At 70.9% G+C, this 24,139-nt stretch carries 17 protein-coding genes and 3 pseudogenes; 5 read left to right on the top strand and 15 right to left on the bottom strand.

Annotated elements, in window-relative coordinates; all coding sequences use genetic code 11:
* Window positions 1-75: 75 nt before the first annotated feature.
* Window positions 76-480 (bottom strand): roadblock/LC7 domain-containing protein, encoded by a 405-nt coding sequence (locus ACQP0N_RS03980; RefSeq protein ID WP_007455462.1) that lies wholly within the window; start codon window positions 478-480, stop codon window positions 76-78.
* Window positions 477-4,153 (bottom strand): annotated as a pseudogene (locus tag ACQP0N_RS03975) (nitrate- and nitrite sensing domain-containing protein). The gene ACQP0N_RS03980 and the pseudogene ACQP0N_RS03975 overlap by 4 nt, the downstream one beginning before the upstream one ends.
* 503 nt (window positions 4,154-4,656) lie before the next feature.
* Between ACQP0N_RS03975 and ACQP0N_RS03970 the strand changes: the two are divergent.
* Window positions 4,657-4,974: a hypothetical protein gene (locus ACQP0N_RS03970; protein ID WP_355048938.1), complete on the top strand. Its 318-nt coding sequence runs from the start codon at window positions 4,657-4,659 to the stop codon at window positions 4,972-4,974.
* Between the two features lie 6 nt (window positions 4,975-4,980).
* Here ACQP0N_RS03970 and ACQP0N_RS03965 read toward each other — a convergent pair whose 3' ends face one another.
* On the bottom strand, window positions 4,981-6,054 hold the full coding sequence (locus ACQP0N_RS03965; RefSeq protein ID WP_355048939.1) for an adenosine deaminase: 1,074 nt from the start codon (window positions 6,052-6,054) through the stop codon (window positions 4,981-4,983).
* A 44-nt stretch (window positions 6,055-6,098) separates the two neighbouring features.
* The gene (locus tag ACQP0N_RS03960; protein ID WP_355048940.1) at window positions 6,099-6,512 is read right to left on the bottom strand and encodes a PPOX class F420-dependent oxidoreductase; all 414 of its coding nucleotides are present in this window, start codon (window positions 6,510-6,512) and stop codon (window positions 6,099-6,101) included.
* A 59-nt stretch (window positions 6,513-6,571) separates the two neighbouring features.
* On the opposite strand from ACQP0N_RS03960, the gene ACQP0N_RS03955 reads away from it, so the two are divergent.
* A complete protein-coding gene (locus tag ACQP0N_RS03955; RefSeq protein WP_433117626.1) occupies window positions 6,572-7,063 on the top strand; it encodes a MarR family winged helix-turn-helix transcriptional regulator in 492 nt (163 codons plus the stop codon).
* A gap of 1 nt (window position 7,064) precedes the next feature.
* A pseudogene (locus tag ACQP0N_RS03950) lies at window positions 7,065-8,103 on the top strand (putative RNA methyltransferase).
* A 2-nt stretch (window positions 8,104-8,105) separates the two neighbouring features.
* On the opposite strand, the gene ACQP0N_RS03945 reads toward ACQP0N_RS03950, so the two are convergent.
* The 11 genes from ACQP0N_RS03945 to ACQP0N_RS03895 all read right to left on the bottom strand — a co-directional run bounded on the left by ACQP0N_RS03945 (window position 8,106) and on the right by ACQP0N_RS03895 (window position 21,140).
* Entirely contained in the window at window positions 8,106-8,786 is a 681-nt protein-coding gene (locus tag ACQP0N_RS03945; RefSeq protein WP_355048943.1) for a DUF4272 domain-containing protein, read from the bottom strand.
* A gap of 91 nt (window positions 8,787-8,877) precedes the next feature.
* Window positions 8,878-10,158 (bottom strand): thymidine phosphorylase, encoded by a 1,281-nt coding sequence (locus ACQP0N_RS03940; RefSeq protein WP_433121410.1) that lies wholly within the window; start codon window positions 10,156-10,158, stop codon window positions 8,878-8,880.
* A gap of 134 nt (window positions 10,159-10,292) precedes the next feature.
* Window positions 10,293-11,003, bottom strand: coding sequence for a cytidine deaminase (locus tag ACQP0N_RS03935; RefSeq protein WP_433117624.1), 711 nt, complete (start codon window positions 11,001-11,003; stop codon window positions 10,293-10,295).
* A 113-nt stretch (window positions 11,004-11,116) separates the two neighbouring features.
* Window positions 11,117-12,394, bottom strand: a complete 1,278-nt coding sequence (locus ACQP0N_RS03930; RefSeq protein ID WP_433117622.1) for an ABC transporter permease — start codon at window positions 12,392-12,394, stop codon at window positions 11,117-11,119.
* A 3-nt stretch (window positions 12,395-12,397) separates the two neighbouring features.
* The gene (locus ACQP0N_RS03925) at window positions 12,398-13,747 is read right to left on the bottom strand and encodes an ABC transporter permease (protein WP_357124626.1); all 1,350 of its coding nucleotides are present in this window, start codon (window positions 13,745-13,747) and stop codon (window positions 12,398-12,400) included.
* A complete protein-coding gene (locus ACQP0N_RS03920; protein ID WP_433117619.1) occupies window positions 13,744-15,318 on the bottom strand; it encodes an ABC transporter ATP-binding protein in 1,575 nt (524 codons plus the stop codon). The genes ACQP0N_RS03925 and ACQP0N_RS03920 overlap by 4 nt, the downstream gene beginning before the upstream one ends.
* A gap of 261 nt (window positions 15,319-15,579) precedes the next feature.
* Window positions 15,580-16,647 (bottom strand): BMP family lipoprotein, encoded by a 1,068-nt coding sequence (locus ACQP0N_RS03915; protein ID WP_433121408.1) that lies wholly within the window; start codon window positions 16,645-16,647, stop codon window positions 15,580-15,582.
* 278 nt (window positions 16,648-16,925) lie between these two features.
* Entirely contained in the window at window positions 16,926-17,273 is a 348-nt protein-coding gene (locus ACQP0N_RS03910; RefSeq protein ID WP_355048948.1) for a hypothetical protein, read from the bottom strand.
* A gap of 68 nt (window positions 17,274-17,341) precedes the next feature.
* Window positions 17,342-18,241, bottom strand: coding sequence for a sugar ABC transporter permease (locus tag ACQP0N_RS03905; protein WP_433121406.1), 900 nt, complete (start codon window positions 18,239-18,241; stop codon window positions 17,342-17,344).
* An 8-nt stretch (window positions 18,242-18,249) separates the two neighbouring features.
* Window positions 18,250-19,890, bottom strand: a complete 1,641-nt coding sequence (locus tag ACQP0N_RS03900; RefSeq protein ID WP_433117617.1) for an ABC transporter permease subunit — start codon at window positions 19,888-19,890, stop codon at window positions 18,250-18,252.
* Window positions 19,890-21,140: a sugar ABC transporter substrate-binding protein gene (locus ACQP0N_RS03895; protein ID WP_433117615.1), complete on the bottom strand. Its 1,251-nt coding sequence runs from the start codon at window positions 21,138-21,140 to the stop codon at window positions 19,890-19,892. Before ACQP0N_RS03895 ends, ACQP0N_RS03900 begins: the two co-directional genes overlap by 1 nt.
* 196 nt (window positions 21,141-21,336) lie before the next feature.
* On the opposite strand from ACQP0N_RS03895, the pseudogene ACQP0N_RS03890 reads away from it, so the two are divergent.
* Together ACQP0N_RS03890 and ACQP0N_RS03885 are read left to right on the top strand one after the other, a co-directional pair.
* Window positions 21,337-22,381 (top strand): annotated as a pseudogene (locus ACQP0N_RS03890) (LacI family DNA-binding transcriptional regulator).
* Window positions 22,382-22,454: 73 nt separating this feature from the next.
* Window positions 22,455-24,077, top strand: a complete 1,623-nt coding sequence (locus tag ACQP0N_RS03885) for a glycoside hydrolase family 13 protein (RefSeq protein ID WP_433117613.1) — start codon at window positions 22,455-22,457, stop codon at window positions 24,075-24,077.
* Window positions 24,078-24,139: the final 62 nt, after the last annotated feature.

The raw sequence follows: 24,139 nt of genomic DNA, 5'->3' as shown, positions 1-24,139 counted from the left end.
CCCGTACCGGCTCCCACCGGTGGAACTCGTCGTTCTTCTCGTATCAGTTGCGCCGACCGCACGATCGGCGAGACGTCAGCCCAGCATGCCCGCGGCCGCGCGCGGCTGCGGGGTCAGGGCGTCGCCCACCCGGTCGACCAGTAGCGCCATCTCGTAGCCGACCTGCCCGACATCGGAGCTGCGGGCCGCCAGCACGGCGAAGGACGAACCATCCGAGATGGACATCAGGAACAGGAAGCCATTGTCCATCTCCACGACGGTCTGCAGCACCGCGCCTCCCTCGAAGCAGCGGGCCGCCCCCTGGGTCAGGCTGACCAGACCGGACGCGATCGCGGCGAGCTGGTCTGCCCGGTCCCGCGGCAGGTCCCGTGACGACGCGAGGAGCAGGCCGTCCGCCGAGACGGCGACCGCGTGCGCGACACCCGGCACCCGATCGGCGAAGTTGGCCAGCAGCCAACCAAGATCCTGCGTAGTTGTCATCCTTCTTGCTCCTTCTGCCCGCTCCCGGCCGCTGAGCCTGAGCCAGACTGCGAGGATTGCTGCCCTCCCGGAGTCTCCTCCGGGCTGGTCGGGTTGTCCGAGGTGCTACGCCCTCGCTGCACGCCCCGATGGTAGGCGGAGAGCAGGCCACGGACCGCCTCCGGGGAGCGCCGCTGGACCGAGGTGACGGGCTTCTCCACCGCGCCCGGCACCAGCTGCGCCATCGGCTTGCGCTTGGGCAGGCCGGTCGTGGTGGTCTCGTTCACCGGCGCCGCGCTGGCCGCTGCCGAGGCGGCACGCCAGCCGTCGTCGGCGGCGGTCTGCCAGCCGTTGCTCGGCGATTGGGGCCGGCGGTTCGGTAGGCCCTCGGCGAGGTCGGGGCGTGCGCCACCGTTCGCTGTCGACCCGTTGTCCCGCGGCGCTCCTCCGGCCGTCGGAGTGTCTGCCATCGGTGTGTTACCTGTCGTTCCGGGTGGTGTCTTGACTGCCCGACCGGTGGCATCGACCGTGGCGAACTGCTGGGTCGCGTCGCCGCCGTTGGTCGACGGCGTGGGGCCGGTCTCCTCCGAACCCGGCCGCCGGGTACGGAACCAGGCGGACTCGAGCTCCCGGAAGATCGGCAGCTCCATGGTCTCGTCCGCGTACCGCTGGCGGTTCTGGGCCTGCGGCTGCTGCGGTGCCGGGCGGGCCGACGACGTCTGGGCCGGCGCGGCCGGCATCGACGGCGCCTGCGGAGCGCGCGGCGACGCCTGCGGCGCCTGCGGAGCGCGCGGCGACGCCTGCGGCGCCTGCGGAGCGCGCGGCGACGCCTGCGGCGCGGGAGCCGGCGGCTGGGCCGCGGTGGTCGGCTGCTCGCCGGGGCGCGGCACCCGGGGCAGCTCCGTCGTCATGTCCAGGGCGGCGGCGAGCCGCTCGGGCACCGGCGGAGTCTGCGTGTCCCGCTCGCCGCCGGGAACCGGCGGCCAGGCCGGCGGCGCCGGGGTGCTGGGCGCCGGTGCGGGCGGGGCGGACCGGGGGTGAAGCCGCTGAACGACTGGCCGGAGACCGGGGGCGCCGAGTACGGCTGGCCGGAGGCCGGAGAGGCCGGAGAGGCCGAGACGGGCGCGGCGGACACCGGCGGACCGCCGTACGGCTGACCGGAGGCGGGCGCGGCGGACACCGGCGGACCGCCGTACGGCGCACCCGAGTAGGGCTGGCCGGAGTACGGCTGGCCGGACGCGGGCGAGGAGGAGACCGGCGCACCGGAGTACGGCTGGGCGGAGACCGGCGGCGCGGAGTACGGCCGGGCCTCCGGGCTGCTGGGCAGCTGCCGGGGGATGGTCGGCTGCTGACCGCCGTTCGGCTCGTCGCCGGCCCGACGCTGCGGCAGTGGGTCGATGGACTGCCCGTTGGCCGAGCGCGGGGTGAACCCGTCACCGCCGTTGACGCCGTTCGTCGCGCTCGCGCCGGTCAGGTCCGACCAGGCGGGCATCGAGCGGTACGCGCCGGTGTTGGCGGGCGTACCGGCACCGTTGCGCGATGCCGGGTCGAATGGCCGACCGCCAAGGGTGACCTGGTTGCCGGACTCGCCGGGGCGCGACCCGTTGCCCAGCGCGGGCAGCGCGCCGAGAACCGGCGACGGCGGGGTGGACTGCGGGCCGGCGGCGGGCAGGGCCGGCGGCTGCTGGACCCGGCCGGAGAGCGCCCGGGGCACCAGCACCGAGGTGGGCATGGTCACGTCGGCGACCGTGCCACGGTCGGACCCAGGGCGCAGCTCGACGCGCACGCCGTGCCGCGACGCCAGGCGGGCGACCACGACCAGGCCCATCATGCGGGAGACGGCCACGTCCACCTGGGGCGGCGTCGCGAGCTTGTCGTTGAGCTCGTGCAGCTGCTCGCGGCTGATGCCGATACCGCGGTCCTCCACGTAGAGCGAGGCGCGGTCACCGACCCGGCGGGCCTCGACCATGACCTGCGAGTCCGGAGGAGAGAACGCGGTGGCGTTGTCGAACAGCTCGGCGACGAGGTGCACGAGGTCGTTGACCGCGTGCGCCGCGACCTCGATGTCCCGGTCGATGACGCCGAACTCGATGCGGGTGTAGTGCTCGACCTCGGACTGCGCGGCGCGCAGCACGTCGATGAGCGCCGCCGGCTCGCGCTGCACGCGGGTGGAGTCGGCGCCGGCGAGTACGAGCAGGTTCTCGTCGTTGCGCCGCATCCGGGTGGCCAGGTGGTCGAGCTGGAACAGCTCGGCCAGCCGGTCCGGGTCCTCCTCGCCGCGCTCCAGCCGGTCGAGGTGCCCGATGAGGCGGTCGACCAGGATCTGCGAACGACGGGCCAGGTTGACGAACATGGTCGCGACGGAGGCGCGCAGCGCCGCCTGCTCGGCGGCCGTGCGGACGGCTTCGAGGTGGACGGCGTTGAACGCCTCGGTCACCTGACCGAACTCGTCCTTGCTCCGGACCGGCAGCGGCTCGGCGATCTGGTTGGCCAGCTGCACCGGGGAGAGCTGCCCGACGACCTGCGGGTCGCGCAGTCGGGCCACCGCCTGCGGCAGGCCGTACTGGGCGACCGAGAGGGCGCCCTGGCGCAGCTCGCGCAGGGACCGGGCCATCGAGCGGGCGACCAGGTACGCGAAGAGGATGGCCAGCAGCAGCATGCTGAGCAGCAGGCCGGTCTCCAGGAACACCTGGCGCTGGACGTCCGACCGGATGTTGTCGGCCTCGGCGACCACGTCACCGTCGAGCTTCGTCTCGACGGCGCGGATCAGCTTGGCGTTGGCCGTCATGGCCGATTCCCACTGGTCCGGGCCGAACGGAGCGCCGCGCATGTCGCCGGTCGTGTTGCCGTCGATCCAGCCGATGTAGTTCTGCGCCTCGCGCCGGTCACCGCCGGCGACGGTCTGGTCGTGGAACTTCGCCTCGTCGGGGCTTGCCACCGCCTTGAAGCTCTGCAACGCCTGCTGCTGGCCGGTGCCGCTGGCGATGTAGTCGGTGCGCAGCGCCGGGGTCAGTCGCTGACCACCCTGCACGCCGAGCGCGCGGTGCACGACGACCCGCCGGAGCGAGAGGAACTCCTTCTCCCGGGCGACCGCCGCCGCGGCCCGCATCCGGTCGCTCAGCTCGTTGTTGCCGGCGAGCTGGGTGGCCGAGTCCCGGATGGCGAGCAGGTCGTTGATCAGACCCTCGTACGCCTGGACGGCCTCGGCGAGCTTGAGCTTGCCGTTGAACACCTGGCTGCGGACGCCCGGCAGGTCCTTGAGGCTCTGGTCGATGCCGCCGAGCACGCCCTCGAGGCTGCCCGGCAGGTCCTCGACGTCGCCCCGCTGCTGCCGGTAGGGGGACATGGCCTGGTCGACCCGGCTGTTCGCCCGGTTGTAGGCCTCCTGGTACTGCGCCTTCGGCTGCGTCCCGGTCGCCTGCAGCAGCAGGACGGCGGAGGTCCGCTCGTCCTGGAGCTTGTCGACCAGCTCACCCGAGTAGCTCGACAGATTGGCCAGGTCGCCGGCCCGGTTGGCATTGTTGAGCGTGTCCAGGTGGTCGACGAGACCACTGGTGCCCACAACGACCGTGGCGATGGTCGGCACGATCATGATGAGACCGAGCTTGGACCAGATCGGCATGTCCCGGAGTCGACTGGCCGGCCGGCGCAGTCGCGACAGGAAGGAGCCCGCCGTCTTTGGCCGTTTGCTCACGTCACCGCCCTCGCGATTACAGCTTGAAACGCGTTGCCCCGGGCAACGCCCAGCGACCGACCCGGCGGGTCGGACCCCCGAGATTCCATCACGCCGCTCGACAAGAAGAAAGCCCAGGTTGTCACCGGCCGAGAGTGTGATGAGATGTTGATGCGATTTGATAGCAGTCCGTCTGGCCGGAGTAACTGAAGGTAATGGATCTTCCCCACCGCGTTGTCCTGCTCGCCGGCCCCTCGGGCTCCGGAAAGTCGTACATAGCGCAGCAAACCGGCTTACCCGTGCTGTGCCTTGACGACTTCTACAAAGACGGCGATGACCCTACGTTGCCGCGACGAAACGGCCAGGTCGATTGGGAATCGCCGCAGTCCTGGGACGCTCTGACGGCCGTCGAAACGATTGCGCGACTGGCCCGCGAGGGACGTGCCGATGTGCCGGTTTATGCGATCGGCGCGGATCGACGGGTGGCCACCCGGCCATTTGATGTCGACGGATCGCCACTTTTCGTGGCCGAAGGGATTTTCGCCGCCGAGATCGTCGAGGAGTGCCGGCGTCGCGGGCTGCTCGCCGGGGCGTACGCGTTGCGCCGCCCGCGCGGAGCGACGTTCCTGCGCCGGCTGGCCCGGGACCTGTCCGAGCAGCGCAAGGCGCCCCGGGTGCTGGTCCGGCGCGGCGTGGCCCTGCTGCGGGCCGAACCCGAGGTGCTGCGCCGCCAGACGGGGCTGGGCGCCGAGGCGGCCCGGGCCCGGGAGGTGCTGCGCCGGGTGGCCGGACTACTCGCCGGCCACCACACCCACCACCGGCAGGACCACCCGCACGGCTGACGAGGATCAGGCCAGCAGCTTGGCGTACGCCGGCTTGATCACCTCGTCGATGATCCGCAGCCGCTCGTCGAACGGGATGAAGGCGCTCTTCATCGCGTTGATAGTGAACCACTGCAACTCGCGCCAGCCGTAACCGAACGTCTCCACCAGCAGCGACATCTCCCGCGACATGGACGTGCCGCTCATCAGCCGGTTGTCGGTGTTGACGGTGGCCCGGAACCGCAGGTCCCGCAGCAGACCGATCGGGTGCTCGGCGATCGAAGCCACGGCACCGGTCTGCACGTTCGACGACGGGCACAACTCCAGGGGAATCCGCTTGTCCCGGACGTACGCGGCCAGCCGACCGAGCGTGCCGTTCGGGGCGATGTCGTCCACGATCCGTACGCCGTGACCGAGCCGGTCCGCGCCACACCACTGGATCGCCTGCCAGATCGACGGCAGCCCGAACGCCTCACCGGCGTGGATGGTGAAGTGGAAGTTCTCCCGCTGGAGGTATTCGAAGGCGTCCAGGTGGCGGGTGGGCGGGAAGCCCGCCTCCGCGCCGGCGATGTCGAAGCCGACCACGCCGGCGTCCCGGTGCCGTACGGCCAGCTCGGCGATCTCCTGCGAGCGGGCCGCGTGCCGCATGGCGGTGAGCAGCGTGCCCACCCGGATGGTCAGGCCCGCCTCGACGGCCTGGGCGGTTCCCTCGGCGAACCCGGCCAGCACGGCCTCGACGACCTCGTCCAGGGTCAGGTCCCGCTCCAGGTGCTGCTCGGGAGCGAAGCGGACCTCGGCGTAGACGACGCCGTCGGCGGCTAGGTCCAGCGCGCACTCGCGTGCCACCCGGCGCAGCGCCGGTCCGGTCTGCATGACCGCCACGGTGTGCGCGAACGTCTCCAGGTAGCGTTCCAGCGACCCCGAGTCGGCGGCCTCGGAGAACCAGCGTCCGAGCGCCTCGGGGTCGGTGGTGGGCAGCTCGTGCCCCGCCTCGGCCGCCAACTCGACGATCGTCGCGGGACGCAGCCCGCCGTCGAGATGATCGTGCAGCAGCGCCTTCGGGACCTTGACGATGTCCTCGTACCGGATAGTTGCGACCATGCCCAGACCCTAGTCACCTGTCGGGGTCGGCCACGCCAGCCGGCTCATCCGAGCCAGCCGTAGACGCGGTCGACGGCGAGTCGCAGGACCACCCGCCCGTCGGCCACCATCGCGGCGCGGTAGTCCGCCCAGTCCGGGTGGTCGCCGCGGATCCCCCGGTAGACCTCGACCAGTTCGTCGACCTCGGCGTCGCCGGTTGCCGCTGCCGGCTCGGTGAGCGTCACGGTTCCCTCGGCGACCGCGTACGCGCCGCCGTCCGGCGTGGTCACGTGGAAGCTGGCCCGGGGGTCACGGCGCAGGTTGCGCACCTTGGCCCGGTCGCCCGTGGTGGAGCAGCGGATCAGCCCGGGTTCGGCCAGGTAGTCGAGGTTCGACAGTTGGGGTCGGCCGTCGCGGCGCAGGGTGACGAGCACGCCGCGTCCACGGGCGCCGAAGAGGTCCCACAGTTTGGTTGACATGTCATCGACCGTAGGAGTCGACTCGATGACATGTCAACCAAGGCGTTAGGGTGAGCGGCGTGGAAGCGACCCGCTGGCTGGACGAACGCCAGGACCGCGCCTGGCGGGGCTACCGCCGGATGCGTCGCCTGCTCGACCTGGAACTGGCCCGGGAGCTGACCCAGGACGCCGGTCTGTCCGAGCCGGACTACGACGTGCTCTCCGACCTCTCCGAAACGCCGCAGGGCCGGCTGCGTCTCAGCGAACTGGCGGACCGGATGCTCTGGTCCCGCAGTCGACTCTCGCACCACCTGACCCGGATGCAGCAGCGCGGCCTGGTGACCCGGGAGGAGTGCCCGGACGACGCCCGCGGCGCGATCGTCGTGCTCACCCCGGCCGGCCGGAACGCCATCGAGGCCGCCGCGCCCGGCCACGTGACCGCCGTCCGGCAGCACTTCCTCGACCTGCTCACCCCGGCCGAGGTCGAGGCGCTCGGCGCGTTCACCCACCGGGTCGTCGACCACCTCGCGCGGAGCCGCGCGCCCCGTCCCCGCCGGGGTCTGGAGGCCTGACGTGGACCCGCACATTCTCGACCGGCTGAGCTGCCCGGTCTGCGGCGAACCGCTGGCCGAGACGACCGCCGGCAATGCCCGTGCGCTGCGCTGTCCACGCCGGCACACCTTCGACGTCGCGCGTCAGGGCTACGTGAACCTGCTCACCGGTCGCGCGCCGCACGCCGGCGACAGCGCCGAGATGGTCGCCGCACGCGCGGAGTTCCAGGCCGCCGGCCACTACGACATCATCTCGACGGCGCTCGCCGCCGCCGCGACGGAGGCCGTCGCGCGCCTGCGCGCGACTCCGCGCCGCCGACCGCCGCCGCTCCGCCCGCCCCCACCTCGGCCGCCGCCGCTCCGCCCGCCCTTTGCTCTGCTTCCACCGACGCAACACTTTCCGCACCGCACTGTCGCGTGGAGGGAAGCAGAGCAAAGGACGCAACCACCGGGGTACGGTCCGAACAGCCGGCCGCGGGCTCTGGCGCGTACCCCCTGGTGGTGGACGCCGGCGCGGGCACTGGCCGCTACCTCGGCGCGGTGCTGGCGGCGCTGCCGGACGCCGTGGGTCTGGCCCTGGACGTCTCCAAGCCGGCGCTGCGACGCGCGGCACGGGCGCACCCCGGGCGGCCGCGGCCCTCGCCGACACCTGGCAGCGGTTGCCCCTGGCCGACGGCGCGGCGGCCGTGCTGCTGAACGTGTTCGCCCCGCGCAACGGCCCGGAGTTCCACCGCGTGCTCGACCGCGCCGGGACGCTGCTGGTGGTGACGCCCGCCGACGAGCACCTCACCGAGTTGGTGGACGCCCTGCACCTGCTCCGGGTGGACCCGGACAAGGCCGACCGGGTGACCGCCACCCTGGGCGGGCACTTCACGCCGGTCAGCTCGACGGTGCACCGTGCGGAGCTGACCCTGACCCGGCCGGAGATCGCCACGCTGGTCGGGATGGGTCCGAGCGCCTGGCACACCGACCCGGCCGCGCTCGCCGAACGGCTGGCCGCGCTGCCCGAGCCCGTCCGGGTGTCCGTGGCGGTCCGGCTGGACGCCTACCGGCCCCGCTGACCTCAGGTCGAGAGGTCGACCTCTTCCCAGCCGGGCGGCTCGTCGTGGTACGGCCCGCGCAGGATCACCGCCCACTCCAGCGCCCAGCGCCGCTGCCCGATCGCGTTGGCGTCGACCAGGCCCGGCAGGGGGCGACCGTTGCGCTCGGACTCCAGGTACGCCCAGTCCAGGCAGTAGTGCAGGTCGAGCAGGGCCGCCGCGTCGGCCGGATGCTGCGGCGCGGCGAGGATGCGGGACTGCCAGCGCCCGAAGGTCTCCCCCTCGGCGATGTGCGGCAGCCGCTCGACCAGCCGTTCGTCCACCGCGAGGGTGGGATCGAGCTGCTTGCTCAACCCCAGCACCCAGGCCAGCGCGAAGAGCGCGTCGTGGTGCAGCACGAACGAGCGGTGGTCACCCTTGCCGCCCATCACGAACTGCCACTCGGGTGGGGTGACCATCTCGACCAGGTGCGAGCCGAGCAGCCAGCTCATCGCCGCCTGCGGGGGCATGCCGAAGCAGCGGGCCAGGATGAGGTGCAGCACGGCGATCCGGGCCTCGATCTCGGCCCGGGGACGCAGCTCGATCGCGTCACCCGGCTCCCACACGAGCGGAAACTGGGCCGGCGGCAGCGGCAGACCGAGCCGGGACAGCTCGTCCAGGCTCGCATCGCGCACCTCGCGCGGGTCGGGAGCAGGTACGGTCACGGGGCAACTTCCTGTCTGCACGCGACGCCTTTGGCCTGCGACAATAGCGCTCCCAGGTGACTGGCACCACGCCGGCCCGACCCCGGTCCGATCAGCCGATCCGCTCGATGACCAGCGGTGCCGCGCTCGGCGCGGTCGGCGCAATGTGCACCGCGCGACTTGCCTCCGCCAGAGCCGCCGGAATTCGGGTCGAATCCTCCGCGCGCAGCTCGTACAGAGGGTCGCCGGCCCGCACCGCGTCGCCCGGCCGCCGGTGCAACACCACACCGGCCGGCACGCTGACCGGGTCCTCCTTACGGGCCCGGCCCGCGCCGAGCCGCCAGGCCGCAACCCCCATGGCGTACGCGTCGACGGCCGCGACGTATCCGTCCCGGTCGGCCCGGACCACCTCGACCTCGCGGGCGGCCGGCATGGGCGCGTCCGGGTCGCCGCCCTGCGCCCGGATCATCGCCCGCCAGGAATCCATCGCCCGCCCGTCGCGCAGGGCGGCCTCCGGGTCGGCGTCCGGCAGGCCGGCGGCGTCGAGCATCTCCCGGGCCAGCGCGAGGGTCAGCTCCACCACGTCGGCGGGGCCGCCACCGGCCAGCACCTCGACCGACTCGGTCACCTCGACGGCGTTGCCGATGGCCAGGCCGAGCGGGGTCGACATGGCGGTGAGCAGGGCGACCGTCCGGACGCCGTGCGCGCCACCCAGCTCCACCATGGTGCGGGCCAGCTCACGCGCCTGGTCGACGGACTTCATGAAGGCGCCCGAGCCGACCTTGACGTCGAGGACCAGCGCGCCGGTACCCTCGGCGATCTTCTTGCTCATGATCGAGCTGGCGATCAACGGGATCGCCTCGACGGTGCCGGTCACGTCGCGCAAGGCGTACAGCTTGCGGTCGGCGGGAGCCAGCCCCGCGCCCGCCGCGCAGATCACCGCACCGACCTCGCCGAGCTGGCTGATGAACTCGTCGTTGGTCAGCGCGGCCCGCCAGCCCGGAATGGACTCCAGCTTGTCCAGCGTGCCGCCGGTGTGCCCGAGACCGCGCCCGCTGAGCTGCGGAACGGCCGCGCCGCAGGCGGCCACCAACGGGGTGAGCGGCAGGGTGATCTTGTCGCCGACGCCGCCGGTCGAGTGCTTGTCGACGGTGGGACGCCGGACGGCCGAGAGGTCGAGCCGTTCACCGCTGGCGATCATCGCGGCGGTCCACCGGGCGATCTCCGGGCCGGTCATGCCGTTGAGAAGGATGGCCATGGCCAGCGCCGACATCTGCTCGTCGGCGACGACCCCCTGGGTGTACGCGTCCATCACCCAGTCGATCTGCGCGTCCGACAGCACACCCCCGTCCCGCTTGACCCGAATAACATCAACAGCAGCAAAACTCATCAGAAGATCTTCCTAGTCCATTGCAGATCCCGACCCACGCACGATGACCAGGTCGGGGGCGGGGGCCGACCGTGCCCGGCGGAGGGATCAAGCCTGACCGCCCGGAGCCGGGCACGGTCGGCCCCCGCCCCCCAACCTCAAGAGGCAGACCACCGAACCGGGATCTCCGCAGGCGGCTCCCCCTCACCCGCCCAGAAGATCGTGCCGGTCTCGTCCACCACGACGACCCGGGGCGTCCGGGCCATTCCCCAGGTGATCGCCTCGGCGGGATCATCCCAGCTCGGCGCCTCCTCCAGCACACCGGTCTCGGCGCCCGCGTCGTCCCCGGCCGACCGCTCCCAGTACGCCGTCCAGACCTGCTGCCCGGCGGACATGTCCGGGTGCACGAAGACGGTGCCGCGACCGCGCCAGGCGGCCAGTCGCTCCGGGACGACCGGCACCGGCGTCTCACCGGTGACCGCCTCCAGGTCCTCCACGCCGAAGGCGTGCGGAAGCAGCTCGGCCATCCGCAGCGGGCGGGTCTTCGTCTCGATGAGGCACTCCGGGCCGCCGTTCTCCCAGAGCAGTTGCCGGCACCGGCCGCACGGCATCAGCGGCTCGCCGGTGGCGTCGACGCAGGAGAGCGCGACGAGCCGGCCGCCACCGGTGGCGTGCAGGCTGGACACCACTCCGCACTCGGCGCAGAGCGTCACGCCGTACGCGGCGTTCTCCACGTTGCATCCGACCACCACACGACCGTCGTCGACCAGCGCGGCCGCGCCGACGGGAAAGGTCGAGTACGGGGCGTACGCGTGCCGCATCGCCTCAACGGCGGCAGCGCGCAAGCGCGCCCAGTCAATGTCGCTCATAGCACCATTCTCCGGAAAAACCCCCAACCCTCGCAGCGGTGATCAAGAGGTTTGCGTCAGGATCGGTGATGTTCCTGACGCAAACCTCTTGATCAACAGAACGAGGGTGGGTGTCAGCCCTTGATGTACGGCTTGCCGTCGGCGGCGGGCGCCCGGACCCGGCCGACCAGGCCGGCGACCGCCAGGATGGTCGCCAGGTACGGCAGCATGGCCAGGAACTGGCTGGGGATCGAACTGTTGATCGCGCTCAGGTAGGTGGCGAGCTGGTCGGCGAAGCCGAAGAAGAGCGCGGCGAGCAGCGCCCCGGTCGGGTTCCACCGACCGAAGATGAGCGCGGCCAACGCGATGAAGCCCTTGCCGCCGATCATGTTCTTGGTGAACGAGTAGAGCGCCAGCGTGTACGACGCACCACCGATACCGGCGACCACACCGGCCAGCAGCACGTTGCGGTAACGCAGCCGGAGCACCTTGACGCCCAGCGTGTCGGCGGCGATCGGGTGCTCGCCCACCGACCGGGTCCGCAGCCCCCACCGGGTGCGGAACAGCCCGATGTGGATCACCAGCACCAGCAGCAGGCCCAGGTAGAGGAAGATGTTGCCGCGGAACAGCGCCGGACCGAGCACCGGGATGTCCTTGAGCAGCGGGATCTCCCAGTTACTGAAGCGCGGCGCGCTGTTGTACTTCTCCGCGTCGGTCTGCATCAGCCGCTCGTAGAGGAAGCCGGTGACGCCGACCGCGAGCAGGTTCAGCACGATGCCCATGACGACCTGGTCCACCAGGTAGCGGATGGCGAAGACGGCCAGCAGCAGCGAGATGAACGCGCCACCGATGGCGGCGGCGACCAGGCCCACCCAGACGCTGCCGGAGAGGCTGCCGAACAGGGCGCCGCTGAACGCGCCCATCAGCAACTGCCCCTCGATGGCCACGTTGACCACGCCGGACCGCTCGCAGAGCACACCGGCGAGCGCGCCGAAGATCAGCGGCAGGGCCAGGATGAACGTGCCCCGGATGATGTTGACCAGCGGCATGAAGTTCTGCCCGGTCGGCGCGGCGGAGACCTGCCAGCAGAGGAAGGAGAGCACGAAGGCGACCAGCCCGACGCCGAGCACCGGCAGGAACCAGCGCTTCGGCACCCCGGCGAGCAGGGCCGCGCCGGCGGCGATCGTGATGATCCCGAACAGGATCGCGCCGATCGTGCCGTTGATCTCCAAGGCGGCGCCGGCCGCGTCGTCGCTGAGCGTGAACCGGGCCTGCTGGTCGGTGGCGAGCGCCCCGAACAGCACCGCCGCCAGCAGGCCGAGCGCCGTCAGCGTGAGGCCGACCTTGCGGGTCCGGGTCCAGAAGCCCTCGTCGACGCCGACCGCGACGTCGGGGACAGCCATGGTGGACATGCGTTACCAGCCCTTCGCCAGGCTCGTCTGCAACCGGGCGGCCCGTGCGGCCCGGAGCTGGAAGATCGCCTTCACCAGGGCGGGTGCGGCGATGAAGATGACGATCAGCGCCTGGAGCACGGTCACCAGCTCCAGCGAGATGCCGGAGTACGACTGCATCCGGTTACCGCCGGCCTGGAGCGCACCGAACAGCAGCGCGGCGAGCAGCACTCCCCACGGCTTCACCCGGCCCAGCAGCGCCACCAGGATGCCGTCGAAGCCGATCTGCGCCACCACCAGCGGCGTCAACGCGCTGGCGGTGGAGCCGAGCACCATGTTCGAGCCGCCGAGACCGGCCAGGATCCCGGAGAAAACCATGATCAGGATGTACGTCCGGGTCACGCTGATGCCGGCCGTCCGCGCGGCGTCCGGGTTGGCGCCGACCGCCCGCAACTCGAAGCCGAGGGTGGACCGGTTGAGCAGCCAGGCGACCGCCCAGGTGGCCAGCACGGCGAGCAGGATGCCGGCGTGCACCCGCAGGTTGTCTCCGAGCAGACGGGGCAGCTGCGCGGAGGTGTCCACCGCCTTGCTGATCGCGTCGGTCCGGGTCGGATCCTGCACGCCGTTCTGCACGATGAGCCAGGTCAGGAAGTACGTGGCGACGTAGTTGAGCATGATCGTGTTGATCACCTCGTGGGCGCCCGCGCGGGCCTTGAGGATGCCCGGGATGAAGCCCCAGATCGCCCCGCCCAACGCGCCGGCGAGCACCGCCACCAGCAGGTGCAGGCCGGGCGGCAGCGGCAGCAGGAAGCCGGCCAGTGCGGCCAGGATGACGCCGACGGTCGCCTGACCCTGCGCGCCGATGTTGAACAGGCCGCCACGGAAGGCCAGCGCCACCGCCAGGCCGGTGAAGACCAGCGGAGCGGCGTACGTCAGCGTCTCGGAGATCGGCGCGAGCACGGCCTGCCAGCCGTTGCTGCCGTTCACCCAGCCGGAGAACGCCTCGGGGTCGAAGATCGAGCCCTTGAACAGGTTGGCGTACGCCTCGCTCACCAGCGTCCAGCTCGAACTGAACGCGTCCGAGGGTCGGGCGGTGATGTAGGTGTAGGTGTGCAGCACGTCCGGGTCGGAGACGACCATCAGCACCGCGCCGACGACGATCGCCAGCACCAGCGACAACAGGGTCACCGTGAAGGTGTTGGCCGCCCAGAGGTTGTCCAGGAAGAGCCGGCCCAGGGACGGCTTCGGCTCCGGCGTCTTCTCCGTGGTGGTCGTGCCGGCCCGCTCGGTGTTGCCGAGGGCGTTCTGCGCCGCCTGCGCCTCGCTCGCCGGCTCCTTGTCCGGAGAGCCCGACTGCGGATTGGGGTTGGTCATGCCTCGTCCTCGCTCGCGGGGCCGTCGGCGCGCGCCGGACCCCCGTCGGCCGCGCCACCAGAGGTAGCCGTGCCGGGCTGGGCTGCGGTGCCGGCGGTGGTCGCGTCGGGCTCGGCCGGCGCGCCCGCGCCCGCCGCGTCCGGGTGGATGCCGGCCATCAACAGGCCGATCTCCTCACGCGGGGTGTCCGGGCCGACGATGCCGATGATCCGTCCGCGGTACATCACCGCGATCCGGTCGGCCAGCCCGACCACCTCGTCCAGCTCGCTGGACACCACCATCACGGCGGTGCCGATGTCCCGCTCGTGGATGATCTGGCTGTGGATGAACTCGATCGACCCGACGTCCACGCCACGGGTGGGTTGGGCGGCGATGAAGAGCTTCAGCGGCCGGGACAGCTCCCGCGCCACGATCACCTTCTGCTGGTTGCCACCGGAGAGGGTGCCCACCGCCGCGTCCGCCGATGAGGTGCGGACGTCGAACTGCTCGATCCGCTCCTTCGCTGAGGTGGCGATGGCGTCCGGCTTCAGGGCGAGCCCGCTACCGAAGGGTGGCCGGTCGTAGATGTCCAGCACCAGGTTCTCGGCGACGCTGAACTCCTTGACCAGGCCGTCCACGCTGCGGTCCTCGGGCACGTAGCCGACGCCGGCCCGGAGCACCCGCTTGGGCGTCCAGCCGTCGATCCGGTCACCGCCCAGGCTGACCGTGCCGGCGAGCACCGGGCGCAGACCCATGATCGCCTCGATCAGCTCCGTCTGGCCGTTGCCCTGCACGCCCGCCACGCCGAGCACCTCACCCGCCCGTACGGTCAGGTCCACGCCGTCGACCGCCCGGATCTGCCGGTCGTCGTCGACGACCAGCCCGGCCACCTCCAGCACCGGCTCGCCCGGCGTGGCCGGCGACTTGTCGACCGTGAGGCGCACGCTGCGGCCCACCATCAGCGCGGCCAGCTCGTCGCGGCTGGTCTCCGGCGAGGCCGTGCCGACCGTCTTCCCGCGTCGGATCACCGTGATCCGGTCGGCGATCGCCTTGACCTCGCCCAGCTTGTGGGTGATGAAGACGATCGACTTACCGGCCGCCTTGAGCGACCGCATGACCGTCAACAGCTCGTCGGTCTCCTGCGGGGTGAGCACCGCGGTCGGCTCGTCCAGGATGAGCAGGTCGACGTCGCGGGTGAGGGCCTTGACGATCTCCACACGCTGCTGGATGCCGACCGGCAGGTCCTCGATCACCGCATCCGGGTCGACCCGCAGGTTGTAGCGCTCGGACACCTCGGTGACCTCGCGCCGGGCCCGCCGCCGGTCCAGGAAGCCGGCGATGCCGCCCCGGGTCTGCTCGGCGCCGAGCATGATGTTCTCGGCCACGGTGAAGACCGGCACCAGCATGAAGTGCTGGTGCACCATGCCGATCCCGGCCGCGATGGCATCGGACGGGCCCTTCAGCCGCAGCGGCGTGCCGTCGACCAGGATCTCGCCCTCGTCGGGCTGGTAGAGCCCGTAGAGCACGTTCATCAGGGTCGACTTGCCCGCGCCGTTCTCGCCGAGCAGGGCGTGGATCTCTCCAGGCTCCACCGTCAGGTCGATGTGGTCGTTGGCGACCAGATCACCGAACCGCTTGGTGATGCCGCGCAGTTCGAGTCTCAGCGCAACCTCCTGGAGTGCGAGCGATGGTGCAGCCTAGCTGCCGTCGAGCGGACCGGAGCGGCCTGGCCGACGCGGTGCGCGATCGGCCGCCCCGACCCCCACGGTCACCCGCGGGGCCGAAGCGGCCGATCGGTCGTACCTGTGCCCCGCAGACCCCCCGATGATCTCACCGGAGAGGTCCGCCGGACGTCACTTGGTCGGCTGGGCCTTCGAGGTGACGGTGATGGTGCCGGCGGCGATGTCCGCCTTGATCTTGTCGACCTCGGACTTCAGCTCGGCCGGAACCTTGCCGTCGAAGTCGTGGTACGGGGCGATCGAGACACCGGTGTTGGCCAGGGTGCCGACGAAGCCGGGGTTGGCCTGCAGCTTCTCGCCACCGGCGGCCTTGACCACGGCCTCCTTGACGGCCTCCGGGATGTTCTTCACCACGGTGGTGATGATCGCGCCGCAGTCCGGGGTGCTCTCGCAGCCGTCGACGTCCACCCAGATGGTGTTGTACTTGCCGCCCGAGGCCTTGGCCGCTGCGGTGGTGCCGAGGCCGGAGCCGCCGGCGACCGGCATGATGATGTCCGCGCCCTGGGCGACCAGCGCGTCGGAGACCTTCTTGCCCTCGTCCTGCTTGGCGAAGTCGTTGGTGAAGGAGCCCTTCTGGGTCTCCTTGTTCCAGCCGAGCGCCTGGACGTTCTTCTTCTTGGTGGTGTTGTAGTACGCCACGCCGTCGACGAAGCCGTCCATGAAGATCGTCACCGGCGGGATCGGCAGACCACCGTAGGTGCCCACCTTGCCGGACTTGCTCATCCCGGCGGCCAGGTAGCCGGCCTGGAACGCGGCCTGGGCGGTGTCGAACTGCATCGGATAGACGTTGGCGTCACCCGGGTTGGCGTCGACGATGCCGAACACCTGGTTCGGGTTCGCCTTGGCGATCTTGGAGGTGGCGTTGGCCATCAGGCCACCGACCGCCAGGATGAAGTCGCACTTCTGGTTGACGTACTGCGTCAGGTTGGGCTCGTAGTCGGCCTCGGCCTTCGACGCGACGTACTTGATGTCGATGTTGTCGTTGGCGGCCTTGGCCTCCTGGAGGCCCTTCCAGGCCGAGGTGTTGAACGACTTGTCGTCGATGCCGCCGACGTCGGTCACCATGCAGGCGCTGAACTTCTTGGCGCCACTGCCGGCGTTGTTGTCATCATCCGGGGCCTCGCCACACGCGGCGGCGCTGAGCACGAGCCCACCTGCCGCGAGGATCGAGGCGATCCGCATCCCACGCACCGAGCGCAAGACGTCTCCTTCCCATTGCACACCGCGCCTAGTGCGGTGGCAGCCCATCAGCCGACCTGCGGGTGTGCCGCCGGCTGTCCCACGTTACGGACGGGAGCGTACGCCCGCGCCCACCCACCGGCCGACAATCGTGCACGACTGTTGAGTGCCTGTTACCCGGGTGTAACCCTTGCGTGGGGCACGTCACTCTTCGTGCTGCTAGCCGAGCCCCCAGGTGTCGCCGAAGTCCGGTTTCCGGGGTGCGGTTCCCCCCTCGGACGCTACCGCCAAAAGACCGCCACCGCCGCGTTCACCAGGGTCAGGCCGACGATCGCGAGGAAGTGGCCACGGTTGACCACGTCCCGCTTACGGGAGAAGAAGACCATGACGAAGATCAGCAGCGCGATCACCAACTTCGTCACAAGTTTCGCCGGGTTCGGCTCGTCGTCACCGCCACCGCGCAGGGGCGCGGAGAGCCCGAGGCCGGTCAGCAACTGGATCACGGCGCCCCAGAGCATGGCGGGGTTGATCCGCAGCTTCCCGCTGACGTACTGGGCGATCGAACCGCCGAGCAGCAGGGCGAAGCCGATCAGATGGACATAGAGGAGGATGAGTCGCAGTGCTTCCACGCCGCCCATCCTCCCCTATCAACGACAGTTTGTAGTAGTGGGGTCGGGCGGTCGGCGCGTCGAGGGGCTCATCCTTTGACCGCTCCGGAGGTGAGGCCGGAGACGATGAAGCGCTGGAGGAACTGGAAGACCAGCACGGTCGGGATCGCGGTGAGCAGGGTGCCGGCCGCGAAGATGCCGAAATTGGTGTTCCGCTCGGCGCCCTGCAACATGCCCCGCATGCCGACCGCGAGGGTCTTGGCGTCCGTGTCGGTGAGGAAGACGCTCGCCATCAGGAACTCGTTGATGGTGTTGATGAAGGCGAGCAGCCCGGTCACCGCGAGGATCGGCGCCACCAACGGCAGCATGATCCGGAAGAAGACCTGCGCGTGCGACGCGCCGTCCACGGTGGCGGACTCGTCCAGCTCCCGGGGCAGGGTGTCGAAGAAGCCCTTCATCAGCCAGGTGTTCACGCCCAGCGCACCACCCAGGTAGAGCAGCAGCAGGCCCCACGGGGTGTTGAAGCCGACGGCCGGCCACAGGTCGGTGATCGTGCCGAAGATCAGGAAGATCGCCACGATCGCCAGGAACTGCGGAAACATCTGGATCAACAGCAACGACAGCAGCCCCACCCGTCGACCCGCAAAGCGCATCCGGGAGAAGGCGTACGCCGCGAGCGCCGAGAGGAACACCGAGGCGAACGAGGCGCCGCCGGCGATGAGCAGCGAATTCAGGAACCAGTGGGCGAACTCGGTGCGCGCGAACAGGTCCCCGAAGTTCTCGAACGACACCCCGGCGGTCGGCACCAACTCGGTGGACGAGAGGGTGCCGAGCGGGTTGAGCGCCGCCGAGACGACGAACACGAGCGGGAAGAGGCTGAACAGCACGCCGAGCAGTCCGATCAGGTGCCGCCAACCGACCTGGGCGAACCAATGGTTCCGCCGTCTTCGGACCCGGCGGTCGGGAGTTGCCGGGCGGCTCGGGTTGATGTGCGTGGTCACGCGTACACCTCCTCCTGTTGTCGGGTCCGCCGGAAGCTGATCGCCGACACCACGGCGACGATGGCGAAGATGAACAGCGAGATCGCCGCGGCGAAGCCGAACTGTGCCGCCTGCCCACCGAACGCCAGCCGATACGTGTAGGTGATCAACAGATCGGTGGCGCCGTTGCTGGGGTTGTCCGCCGGGAACGGCGCACCCTCGGTGGTCAGGTAGATCGCGTTGAAGTTGTTGAAGTTGAACGCGAACGACGAGATCAGCAGCGGCGAGAGCGCGACCAGCAGCAGCGGCAGGGTGACCGCGCGGAAGGACTGCCAGGGTGAGGCCCCGTCGACCGAGGTGGCCTCGGTCAACTCTCGCGGGATGGCCTGGAGCGCGCCGGTGGCCACCAGGAACATGTACGGGTAGCCGAGCCAGAGCTGCACCAGGATCACCGCGGCGCGGGCCGTCCAGTCCTGACCGAACCAGTCGACGCCGAGCCCGAACAGGTTGTTGATCAGCCCGAAGTCGGTGTTGAACATGTCCCGCCAGACCAGCAGCATCGCGAACGACGGCATGGCGTACGGCAGGATCAGCAACATCCGGTAGAGGTTGGTGCCCCGCATCCGGGGCGAGTGCAGCGCGAGCGCGATCAGCAGACCGAGGACGAACGTGCCGCCGGTGGAGCCGATCGCGAAGGCGAAGTTCCAGACCAGCGTGCCGAGGAACGGCCCGGAGATCCGCTCGTCGGTGAGTATCCGGGTGAAGTTGGACAGCCCGACGGTCACCTTCCAGCCCTGGGCCAGCCGCTCGCCGTCGGCGGCGACGAACGCGCCGGCCCCGCCGTCCGCGGTCCAGGCCTTGCCGCTGTCGCTGTCCCGGACGCAGTCGCAGCCCGCGTCGTACGCCCGCACGGCCCGGCCCTCGTACGCCCGGGACAGGCCGGACGAGCGCAGCGCGCCGCCGGCGGTCGGCACCACCAGGTCGGTGATGTCCCTGCTGCGGGCGCTGGCCTGACCGACGTTCAGCACGGTGTAGCCGTCGGCGGCGGTGACCTTCCCGCCGGGGGCGACGGTGACCCGGCCGGGGTCGAGCGGACGCAGGCCGCCGCTGTCGCCGACGGAGACGGTGCCGGTCGCCGGGTCGGTGACCAGGAAGACCAGGGCGCCGGTGGCGGGGGCGCCCTTCGTGGCGACGGACATCGGGTACTGGGCGGAGCCCGCGACCTGTCGCACCGAGCTGCTCTGGATCGCGACGATCGCGTCCTCCTTGCTGCCCCGGTGGCCGTCGCCGAAGTTGGTGAAGGCCGTGCTCGCGGTGTAGAGGACCGGCACGATCTGGAAGGCGATCAGGAGGAGCGTGCCCGGGACGAGGTACTTCGCCGGGACGTGCCGGCGGCCCGCGTACAGGTAGAACAGCGCGGCGGTGGTCAGCGCCAGCACCGCCAGCCCGATCCACTGTTCGGCCTGCACGAGCGGGAACGCCGCCCAGATCGCGATCCCGGCCACCAGGCCGAGCAGGATCACCTTCGCGGCGAGGCCGGCTGCGGTGATCGGCGCGTGGTTCCGCGCGGTACGGGACGTGCGCGGGGACCCGGTGCCCACGGGTCCCCGGCCCGGAGCCTGCTGGGCAGTCCCCGGGCCGGACGACGGCGTACTCATTACTTGATCGAACCGGCGATCGTCCGGCCGGCCGCGGTGACCGTGCTGGTGGGGTCGGCGCCGCCGATGACGGCGGCCTCCGCCTTGCCGAACGGGTCCCAGATCGCGGCCATGGCCGGGATGGCCGGGAGCACCTGGCCGTTCCTGCCGGCCTCGATGAACTTGGCCAGGTCCGGGTCGCTGCCCTTGACCTGGTCCAGCGCGGCGGTCAGCGCCGGCGGGCGCGGGTCGGCCTGATAGAGCGCCACCGCCAGTTCCGGCTTGGCGACGTGGTTGACGACGAACTCCTGGGCGAGAGCCTTGTTCTTGCCCTTGGCGGCCACGTAGAAGGACTGGACGCCGATGAACGGAGCGGCCGCCTTGCCGCCGGCGAAGCCGGGTACGGCGGAGATGTCGTACGCGATGCCGGCCTTCTTCACGTCGGCGGTGGCCCACGGCCCGGAGACCAGGAAGGCGCACTTCTTGCCGGTGAAGGTGGCAGTCGCGTTGGTGTCGGCGATGGAGCGCTTCAACACGCCCTCGCCCTTCTCGCCGAGCGCGGCGATCTTCTTGAACGCGGCGATCGACTCCGGCTTGCCGACGCCGAGGTCCTTCGGGTCGTAGTCCCCGTTCGCGGTGGTGCCGAAGAGGTATCCGCCGGCCGAGGCGTACAGCGGGTAGATGTGGTACGCGTCGCCCTTCTGTCCGACCTGGAGGCAGAGCGTCTCGGTGACCTTCTTCTGCGCCTTGAGCTGCTTGCCGGTGGCGACCAGGTCCTCGATCGTCTTCGGGGCCTCGGGGGCCAGGTCGGTGTTGCGGATCAGCGCCAGGTTCTCCTGGGCGTAGGGCACGCCGTAGAGCTGGCCGTTGAACGTGACGGCCTTGACGGCGCTCTCGCTGAAGGCGGCCTTCTGCTCGTCGGGCAGCTGCACCGGGTCGATCGCGCCGTTCTGGACCAGGTTGCCGATCCAGTCGTGCGCGCCGATCACCACGTCCGGGCCGCCGCCCTGGCTCGACACGGTCACGAAGTTGTTCTGGAGGTCCTCGTTCGGGACGGCCTGCACCTCGACGGTGACGCCGCTCTCCTGACCGAACTTCTCGGCGAACGGCTTGAGCGCTGCGGTCCGCTTGTCGTCGGCCCAGATCACCAGTTTGCCGCCGGCTGCCGTGGGGGTCTCCTTCGTGGCCGGCTCGTCGCTGTCGCCACCGCAGCCGGAGGCGGCGAGCGCCAGGCCGAGAACGGCAACCACACCCGCGGTACGGATGCGCATCGGTACTCCTGTCGTCATGGCGGTCGGCCGGGGGAAGGACGGACCGCCAGTGGAAAGCTGGAATTTCTTGCTGATCGGCGCAGCGATATTGCGCTGCCGCCCTCGTATGTTGCGGGGACGTTAGCAAGACGTTGCAGACAATGGAAGGGTTTGCAGAGAGCCCCGCAAGAACTTGCCGGTGGGCTAAAGTGCCGCCATGCGCGCTCGACTGTCCGACATCGCCCAACAGGCCGAAGTCAGCGAGGCCACGGTGTCGCGGGTGCTCAACGACCGCCCCGGCGTGGCACCGGAGACCCGACAGGCCGTTCTCACCGCCCTCGACGTACTCGGCTACGAGCGACCGGCGCGGCTGCGCAAGCGCAGCGCCGGCCTGGTCGGTCTGGTGGTGCCGGAGCTGGACAACCCGATCTTCCCGGCGTTCGCGCAGGTCATCGAGTCGACACTGGCGCAGAGTGGGTTCACCCCGGTGCTCTGCACCCAGACCGCCGGCGGCGTGACCGAGGACGAATACGTGGAGATGCTGCTGGACCGGCAGGTCTCCGGAATCGTCTTCGTCTCCGGCCGGCACGCCGACACCGCCGCCAACCACGACCGCTACCGGGCGCTGATCGCCCGGCCGCTGCCGGTCGTGATGATCAATGGGTACGTCCCCGACGTCGCGGCGCCCTTCGTCTCCTGCGACGACCGGGAGGCCGCCGACTTGGCGGTGGCCCACCTCGTCGCCCTCGGGCACCGGCGGATCGGCCTGATCACCGGCCCGGACCGGTTCGTGCCGGTGCGGCGCAGGGTGGCCGGCTGGCGGGCGGCGATGACCCGGCTGGCCGGCGTGGCCGAGGCCGATCTCGCCCCTGGCCGAGCTGACGCTGTTCGGTGTGGAGGGTGGCGAGGCGGCGGCCGGCCGGCTGCTCGACCGTGGCGTCACCGGACTGGTCTGCGGCTCCGACCTCATGGCGCTCGGCGCGGTGCGGGCGGCCCGGCAACGCGGCCTGTCCGTTCCGGGCGACCTCTCGGTGGTCGGCTACGACGACTCGCCGCTGATGGCCTTCACCGACCCGCCGCTGACCACCGTGCGGCAACCGGTGACCGCGATGGCGGTGGCCGCGGTCCGGGCCCTGGTGGACGAGATCAACGGGCACGGCGCCCCGCACTCCGAGTACCTGTTCCGACCCGAACTGGTCGTCCGCGGCTCCACCGCAGTGGCCCCGGCCGCCGTGCGTTTTCCTTACGCAAGATCTGCTTGACTCTTGCAAAGGCGGGCGGCATATTGCTCACACAGCCGCGCCCGAGCCTGAGACAGACGGGGAAACATCACCAATGACCGTCAGCACCACCACCCTGCCCCGTGCCGACGACGACTGGTGGCGCTCCGCGGTCGTCTACCAGGTCTACGTGCGCAGCTTCGCCGACAGCAACGGTGACGGCGTCGGCGACCTGGAGGGCATCCGCGAGCGCCTGCCGTACCTGCGCGACCTCGGGGTGGACGCGCTCTGGCTGACCCCCTTCTACACCTCCCCCATGGTCGACGGCGGGTACGACGTCGCCGACTACCGGGACGTCGATGAGATGTTCGGCACGCTCACCGACTTCGACGCGATGATCACCGACGCGCACGCCCTCGGCCTGCGGATCATCGTCGACCTGGTGCCCAACCACACGTCCAGCGCGCACCGCTGGTTCGTGGACGCACTCGCCGCCGGTCCGGGGTCGCCCGAGCGGGCCCGCTACCTCTTCGCCGACGGCAAGGGCGCGCACGGTGAACTGCCCCCCAACGACTGGGAGAGCATCTTCGGCGGCCCCGCCTGGACCCGGGTCGCCGACGGCCAGTGGTACCTGCACCTGTTCGACCCGGCCCAGCCGGACCTGAACTGGCGGCACCCGGAGGTTCGCGCGGAGTTCGAGGACGTGCTGCGGTTCTGGCTGGACCGCGGCGTGGACGGCTTCCGCGTCGACGTGGCCCACGGCATGATCAAGGCCGAAGGGCTGCCGGACGTCGGCTTCAGCACGGCGACCACCGGGCAGCGCCAGGTCGACCTGCTCGGCAGGGCGCGGCTGCCGTACTTCGACCAGGACGAGGTGCACGAGATCTACCGTGCGTGGCGGCCCATCCTGGACAGCTACCCGGGCGGTCGGATGGCGGTGGCCGAGGCGTGGGCCGAGACGCCGCAGCGACTGGCCCGCTACATCGGCCCGGACGAGCTGCACCAGGCGTTCAGCTTCGACTTCCTCGACGCCACCTGGTCGGCCGACTCGTTCCGCAAGGTGATCGACACCGCGCTCGCCGAAGCGACGGTGGTCGGCGCGCCCACCACCTGGGTGCTGTCCAACCACGACAAGCAGCGACACGTCACCCGCTACGGTGACGGCCCCGACGGACTGCGCCGGGCACGCGCCGCCAGCCTGTTGATGCTCGCGCTCCCCGGCTCCGCCTACCTCTACCAGGGTGAGGAGTTGGGCCTGCCCGAGGTTCTCGACCTCCCCGACGAACTACGACAGGATCCGGCGTTCCTGCGTACCGGGGAGAGCCGCGACGGCTGCCGGGTACCGATTCCGTGGAGCGGGGAGCTGGCGCCGTACGGCTTCGGCCCGGCCGGCAGCGAGCTGAGCTGGCTGCCCGCCCCGGCGACCTGGCGCGCCCTGTCGGTCGACACGCAGGCCGGCACCCCGGGCTCGACGCTGGAGCTGTACCGGGCGGCCCTGCGCATCCGCCGCGAGCATCCGGCGCTGGCCGCGGACGCCGGCGAGGTCACCTGGTCACAGACCGAGCCGGGCGTGTTGGCGTTCTCCCGCAGCGCGGGTGACACCGTGCTGACCTGCGTCGTCAACCTCAGCGCGGCGCCCGTGGCGGTCGACGGGTACGGCCCCCCCGTCGTGGCGAGCGCGCCGCTCACCGACCAACTGCTGCCCGTCGACGCGGCCGCCTGGTTCGAACGGCGCTGAGCGGGTAAGCCAATCTCGACCTGGTCGTCCGTCGTGCCCCGCGCCAACGGGCGACTGGGCTT

The organism is Micromonospora sp. CA-246542, from assembly GCF_050942905.1.
Classification (GTDB): Bacteria; Actinomycetota; Actinomycetes; order Mycobacteriales; family Micromonosporaceae; genus Micromonospora.
Note: the sequence above shows the minus strand (reverse complement) of the source record. Positions and strands in the feature narration are given on the sequence as shown.